This is a genomic window from Wolbachia endosymbiont of Drosophila tsacasi (assembly GCF_028982115.1).
Classification (GTDB): Bacteria; Pseudomonadota; Alphaproteobacteria; order Rickettsiales; family Anaplasmataceae; genus Wolbachia; species Wolbachia pipientis_B.
This window is the reverse complement of sequence record NZ_JAPQLJ010000044.1, coordinates 23,690-29,689: the sequence shown is the minus strand read 5'-3', so window position 1 is coordinate 29,689 and position 6,000 is coordinate 23,690. Positions and strand designations below refer to the sequence as shown.

Sequence of the window (6,000 nt, the reverse complement as noted above, 5' to 3'; positions counted from 1 at the left end):
TGCAGTTCCTCGTGCAAAGCAAAGTCAGGCTTACTTTTTCTGTGCTTATTCTTTTCCTTACTCAACTGTTTACTTTCGTTAGATTTTGTTTCAAACGTTTTGTAATAGACCTCAATATTTCTATCACATTCTGCTATTTTTTCTTGATAAATATTATATAGTTCAAATTCTTGCTTTAGCGTGAATACATGTTCCTCTCTATAATCGCCAGCTAACGCTTTTGCTATAGTAGACTGATCATTTTTTATTCGTGCATCCCTGAATTGAGCCAATTTCCCAGAATCTCTTTCGCCTTTAATTATAGCCTTGATAATTTTCATACCAGTTACTTCTGTTATATCTCTTATAACTCTATGCAGTTGTATATTCATTTGAATTAATGCCTTCTGCATACGCAGAACATGTGTAGATGCACTTTCAGTGAGGTTCTTACGTTGTCGCACGTAACTACGCAATACACACATCTGGCTATCTGGCCTAAATGACCCTTGGAGTAATCCATAACTATGTAGTTGTTGTAACCACTGACAGTCCTGAACATCTGACTTTCTCCCAGGTACATTTTTTACATGTCGCGCATTTACCAACTTAACTTCAAAACCGTAAGATTCCAGTATTTGAAACAAAGGAATCCAATATACACCAGTTGATTCCATCGCTACGGTTGTAACTTTACACTTTTTTAACCACCTTGCTAAATTATGAAGGTCTTCAGTGAAGCAGCCAAATTTTTGAACACGTTGCTCATCTCTTCTCTCGGGTATACATACATAATGTACAGCCGAACCAACATCTATCCCTGCTGCATCAGGATTCATTACCTCTAATTTACTTTTTGTCATTGTAATTGACCTCCTATAACTTATAATGAAGAAGTATTTAAGCTTGGGACGGTTAGATTATACAATCTTCTAATCGAGGTAGTTGTAATAGACTCCATCAGTGGTTTAACCGTTCCTCCAAAACCATGCTCCCAAACGGGCACTCTAGCACCATTGAGCGTTCCGGTTATAACTGCAAAAATACTTCTTAATAAATTATATTTAAAAATTGTTATAGCACTGGATAAAATAGTTTCTTTCAGGTTTAACAAGATTTTTCCTTGTTCGATGCTACCAAATGTCATTCCAGCGCGTGATGCTAGGCCATCTTGACACATTTCGCCAACCCCGTCTCTCGGCTATGGTATTGCTAATCAAACAATGACTATGCAAAAGACCTAATAACATGTATAATCCATAAATAATTTTTGAGGTAGATTGTGAAACTAGGTGTTAATATTGATCACGTCGCAACCCTCCGCAACGCACGAGGAACTTCCTACCCAGATCTATTGAAAGCAGCAGAAATAGCTATTGATGCTGGAGCAGACTTTATTACTGTACACTTACGAGAAGATAGAAGGCATATTAGAGATAAAGACGTATTTAACCTAAAAAAGAGCATTAGTACTGAGCTAAATCTTGAAATTGCAGCCACGGAAGAAATGCTTGAAATAGCAAAAAAGGTAAAACCCTATTCGATTAGTATAGTACCAGAAAAAAGAGAAGAATTAACAACCGAAGGTGGCCTGGATATCGTGAATATGCACAGTAAACTTTCTAATATAATAGAGGAAATGCATAGCTCTAGCATAAAAGTCTCACTGTTTATCAATCCAAATATTAATCAACTAAAATATCTTGAGAAGCTAAAGATAAAACCTGACATAATAGAAATTCACACAGGGGATTACTGTGATAATCCATCAGAGAAAAAGTTACAGTTAATTACTAATGCTGCAGAGTACGTCAATAAATTAGGAATAGAATGCCACGCAGGACATGGCATAACTTATAAACACGCTAAGAAGATGACAAGAATACCTCACATTTCAGCTCTTAACATAGGCCACTATTTAATTAGCGAAGCTGTATTTTATGGCTTACACAGCGTAGTAAAAACAATGAAAATGATAATGTCTACCTAACTGCTGCTTTCATTTAAAATACTTAAAAGAGTTTGGCTTGTTTTAAACTTTACTCTTGTCTTTTCAGGAACAGTCATGATCTCACCATTTTGGGGGTTACGACATTGTTTCTCCTGACTTATAGCAGTAGAAAATGTTCCTATTCCATGCAAACGTATTTCACCTTTCCCATGCAGCTCATTCTTTATTATTTTAATAAACGCACCATGAATCTTGCTCAAATCAGATTTTGTTATATCTATATTCTGACCAGAACAATCTTCCTTTAATTGTTTTATTATATCTTCTTTACTCATAAATTACCTTAATATTGAAAAAATCACACAAATAGCATATTATGTTGACACCGATAGTCAACTAAATTCATCACAAAAACAGAGGGTATCATACACTTTTGCAAATATTTTTATAATACTTACAAAAAAACACCACTATGAAATAACTATCTCTTAGAAAATTGACACTTTTTCCGAGCTTTATGTTGACCATATTTCTTGCGTTCAACAACACGTGAATCTCTAGTTAAGAACTCACCATTACGTAATATAGAATGCAAATCTTGGCTTACACTACTCAAAGCTCTGCTTATTCCATGAGCTAGAGCACCTGCTTGACCAGATAGCCCTCCACCTTTTACAGTTGCAAATACATCATATTTGTCTAACGTAGAAGTTGCTACAAATGGCATTTTCACTATTTGGCACACTGACTCTCTTTTAAAATAAGAAATTAGATCGCCTTCTTTGTTAACACTAAATTTTCCACTTCCCGGCTTTATCCATACCCTTGCTACAGATTCTTTTCTTCGGCCTGTAGCATATAAACGACCAAGCGAATCAACTGCTGATTTAATTGTCTTTTCTGACCAATCATTATTATTTATTGTAGAACTCTTCATTTTTACTCCATTACTTTTTATTTTTACGATTCAAAGAGGCAAAATCTATCTTTTCAGGTTGCTGCCCTTGATGCTTATGCTCTGAACCAGAATAAACATACAAATTTTCAAAGCGTCTACGCGCCATAGGTCCATCATCAAGCATCCTTTTCACTGCCATTTCTATTACACGCTCAGGAAATTTGCCATTTAAAATATTATTTGGAGTAGTTTTCTTCAAACCACCAGAATAACCTGTATGCTTATAGTAAATCTTATCTTTAAGCTTCTTCCCGGTAAAATGCACCTTTTCTGCGTTGATAATAATTACATTGTCGCCACAATCCATATGAGGTGTATACTCAGGTTTATGCTTTCCACGCAATAGTGTCGCTACAAATGCTGCAAGCCTTCCTACCACTAATCCTTCTGCATCTATGATAAACCATTTTTTGTCGATTTGTTTCTCTTTTAAGAAAAAAGTTTTCATTGTAATTTAACTAAACAATAGTAAGCTACTATACACTTAATTTCTCAATAGTGTCAACAATATTAGTTGTTGATTATTAAAGTAATTTATGTTAGCAATTGAACTGCGCAACCAATATGCATAGGAAGTAGAATGTTTCGATTAATTATCACACTTGCAATCATTTTTAGTACTATAAGTTGCTATGCAACCGATGTGGGAGAAGTTATAAGCAAAGCGATCAAAAATAGCTCAAAAATAAAGTCTCAATTTTACCAATATAAAAGCGCAGAAAAACAGCTTAAGTTTTCTGGGTTAGCTGGATTTTTACCTGACATTAGTTTGCAGTACAATTTTGATAGTAATTTTAATCTTTCTAGTTTACCTGGAAAACGTCTGATATTAAGCCAAAGGATAATAGATGGCGGTGGCACCTTTGCCACATTCAGTCGATCAAGTCATCTTCTCAAAGCAGAAAAAATGCGATTTCAGCAATTAAAACAAGAGGTTGCACTTAATGCTGTGAAAGCATATGTTGGTGTTTTACAAAAGACAGAAATATTAAAGCTCAGAAAACATAAAGAACGCGTTTCTTTGGAACATTTGTCAGCTATGAAAAAACGCTTTTCCCTTGGAGAGGTAACCAATGCTGAAGTTTTGTTAGCAAAAGCAAAATTCTCGTCTTCTGTATCCGAAAGAGTTGATGCTGAGGGTAAATTAAAGTTGGCAAATATTGCTTATTACCATTTAATTGGCGAAGATGCTGATGACCTTTCTGAGGCTAATGATAAACTACCTTCTGTTCCAGAGCTAAATGAATGTTTACAATTAGCAAAAACCAATAATTTATCTTTAAAGGCAGCAGTTTATCAAAAAAGAGCAGCCGGAATGGAAGTGATCGCTGAAAGCTCCAAGTGGCTTCCTTCTTTAAATCTAAGCGCAAGCAAAAATTTTGGGAAGGATGGTGTAAAATTAGACAAGCTATTAGAAAATGTTCATATAGTTTTTACTCTTGATGTTCCAATCTTTAAAAAAGGAGCGAATGCTTTTGGTGTCAGTAGAGCTAAAATGGATGCAAAAAAATCTACCTACGATTATTATGAAACGGTAAAAAATATAGAACAAGCAGTTGTAAATGCTTGGAATAATGTGCTAACAGCAAAAGCCATTATTAAAGCAAGTCAAGAAGCGGAAAAAGCAGCAGCTTCAGCATTGGAAGGAGTTGAGCAAGAGGTAAACTTAAATTTAAAGAGTACATCTGACCTTTTGGACACTGAAGATGCATTATTTAAAGCACGTTCAGACTTAGTTGCAGCACAAAGCAATTATGTAATTAGTGTTTACAACTTGCTTTTTATGATAAATAGTATAAACCTCTAAATTTAATGGTATTAGCACTATGCATGATGAACAACGCAATCAATCTGTAAAAGATATTCTAGAAGATATAAAAAAAGCTATATCAGGTAAAAACGCAAAAGCAGAAATAAAGGATGAAAATGATGATGTGCTATGCCTTGAAGAAGAGTATCCAGAAGATATGGAAGAAGATGGCAAAAAAGAAAATGGTAAAGAAGAGGACATTGATAATGATGACCAAAGTGAGGAAATGGCTTGCAACAATAACCAATTTAATGACCATAGCTACAATTCAGAAGAAAAAAAAGATATTTATTTGTACGATAATATCAAAATGAGTAATAATAAAGCGAGTAATAGCGGCTTACAAGCACAAAATAACGATCATCTAATTTTAAAAGAGAATATGGAAGAGATCAAAGCGCTGCTTGGAAAAATGCAAAACGAATTGCAGCATAAACAACAAAAAAGAGCGAATCTTACTGTTGAAGAATTAGTTACATCTCTTTTAAAACCTCATCTCTCAGAATGGCTGAATAAATATCTACATGCACTGGTAAAAGAAGTAGTTGAAAAAGAGCTCAAAGATATAATCAATAATAAGTAGGGTATTAGCAATAAAAACTAGAGTAAAGACGGCTAGAGGCAGAAAACTATCTTCAACAAGGTGGCTACATCGTCATTTGAATGATCAGTATGTGCGAAAAACTAGCAAGGATGGTTATAGGTCACGCTCAGCATATAAGCTGGTAGAAATGGATAATAAATTTAAATTATTCCAAGAATGGCAAAAAATTATTGATCTTGGTGCTTCTCCTGGTGGATGGTCACAAGTCGCGTCTCAGGAAGGTGCAAATGTAGTTGCTCTTGACATGAAACCAATGAACGCAATTAATGGAGTAGAGTTTATACAATGTGATATTATCAATGGGCTTGAAATTTTAAGAGAAAAATTCAAGGATCAAAAATTTGATGTAATTTTATCTGACATGGCGCCCGAATCTTGTGGTTTAAAATCGTTGGATCATATCAGAATTATGCTTTTATGTGAAGCAGCGCTCAATTTTGCAAAGCATTTCTTGAGCCATGGTGGCACGTTTGTAGTAAAAATTTTCCAAGGAGAATCTGATAAAGATTTTTGTAACGAGCTAAAAAAAATGTTTAAAACAGTAAAATATTTTAAACCAAAGTCAAGTAGATCTGAATCTACAGAAATGTATTTGGTAAGTTTAGGCTTTATTGGCAGCAGACCTCCTATATAATATTAATCCAGGTAGCCCGCAGAAACGAAAAAACTTACTTGACAAACCCCGCCAGCCCCCTTAT

General features: G+C 34.6%; 9 protein-coding genes. 4 read left to right on the top strand and 5 right to left on the bottom strand.

Going from position 1 to position 6,000, the window contains the following annotated elements; all coding sequences use genetic code 11:
* Together OZD70_RS03245 and OZD70_RS03240 are read right to left on the bottom strand one after the other, a co-directional pair.
* Positions 1-848: IS110 family RNA-guided transposase (locus OZD70_RS03245; RefSeq protein ID WP_275020111.1), on the bottom strand; the 848-nt coding region annotated here is incomplete at its 3' end.
* A gap of 14 nt (positions 849-862) precedes the next feature.
* Positions 863-1,159 (bottom strand): hypothetical protein, encoded by a 297-nt coding sequence (locus tag OZD70_RS03240; protein ID WP_275020858.1) that lies wholly within the window; start codon positions 1,157-1,159, stop codon positions 863-865.
* Positions 1,160-1,261: 102 nt separating this feature from the next.
* Here OZD70_RS03240 and OZD70_RS03235 point away from each other — a divergent pair, with 102 nt between their 5' ends.
* Positions 1,262-1,969 (top strand): pyridoxine 5'-phosphate synthase, encoded by a 708-nt coding sequence (locus OZD70_RS03235; RefSeq protein WP_275020855.1) that lies wholly within the window; start codon positions 1,262-1,264, stop codon positions 1,967-1,969.
* Here the strand turns inward: OZD70_RS03235 and OZD70_RS03230 are convergent.
* From OZD70_RS03230 to rplM, 3 genes are all read right to left on the bottom strand, one after another.
* Positions 1,966-2,265 (bottom strand): HU family DNA-binding protein, encoded by a 300-nt coding sequence (locus OZD70_RS03230; RefSeq protein WP_275020853.1) that lies wholly within the window; start codon positions 2,263-2,265, stop codon positions 1,966-1,968. The two genes, OZD70_RS03235 and OZD70_RS03230, sit on opposite strands and share 4 nt — an antisense overlap.
* 146 nt (positions 2,266-2,411) lie before the next feature.
* A complete protein-coding gene (gene rpsI, locus OZD70_RS03225; RefSeq protein WP_182182835.1) occupies positions 2,412-2,867 on the bottom strand; it encodes a 30S ribosomal protein S9 in 456 nt (151 codons plus the stop codon).
* Positions 2,868-2,877: 10 nt separating this feature from the next.
* Positions 2,878-3,336, bottom strand: a complete 459-nt coding sequence (rplM, locus tag OZD70_RS03220; protein ID WP_275020851.1) for a 50S ribosomal protein L13 — start codon at positions 3,334-3,336, stop codon at positions 2,878-2,880.
* Positions 3,337-3,468: 132 nt separating this feature from the next.
* On the opposite strand from rplM, the gene OZD70_RS03215 reads away from it, so the two are divergent.
* The 3 genes from OZD70_RS03215 (at position 3,469) to OZD70_RS03205 (ending at position 5,936) form a co-directional block, all read left to right on the top strand.
* Positions 3,469-4,695 (top strand): TolC family protein, encoded by a 1,227-nt coding sequence (locus OZD70_RS03215; RefSeq protein WP_182182839.1) that lies wholly within the window; start codon positions 3,469-3,471, stop codon positions 4,693-4,695.
* A 19-nt stretch (positions 4,696-4,714) separates the two neighbouring features.
* A complete protein-coding gene (locus OZD70_RS03210) occupies positions 4,715-5,281 on the top strand; it encodes a PopZ family protein (RefSeq protein ID WP_275020849.1) in 567 nt (188 codons plus the stop codon).
* 76 nt (positions 5,282-5,357) lie between these two features.
* Positions 5,358-5,936, top strand: a complete 579-nt coding sequence (locus tag OZD70_RS03205) for an RlmE family RNA methyltransferase (RefSeq protein ID WP_275020847.1) — start codon at positions 5,358-5,360, stop codon at positions 5,934-5,936.
* The last annotated feature ends 64 nt before the right edge of the window (positions 5,937-6,000 follow it).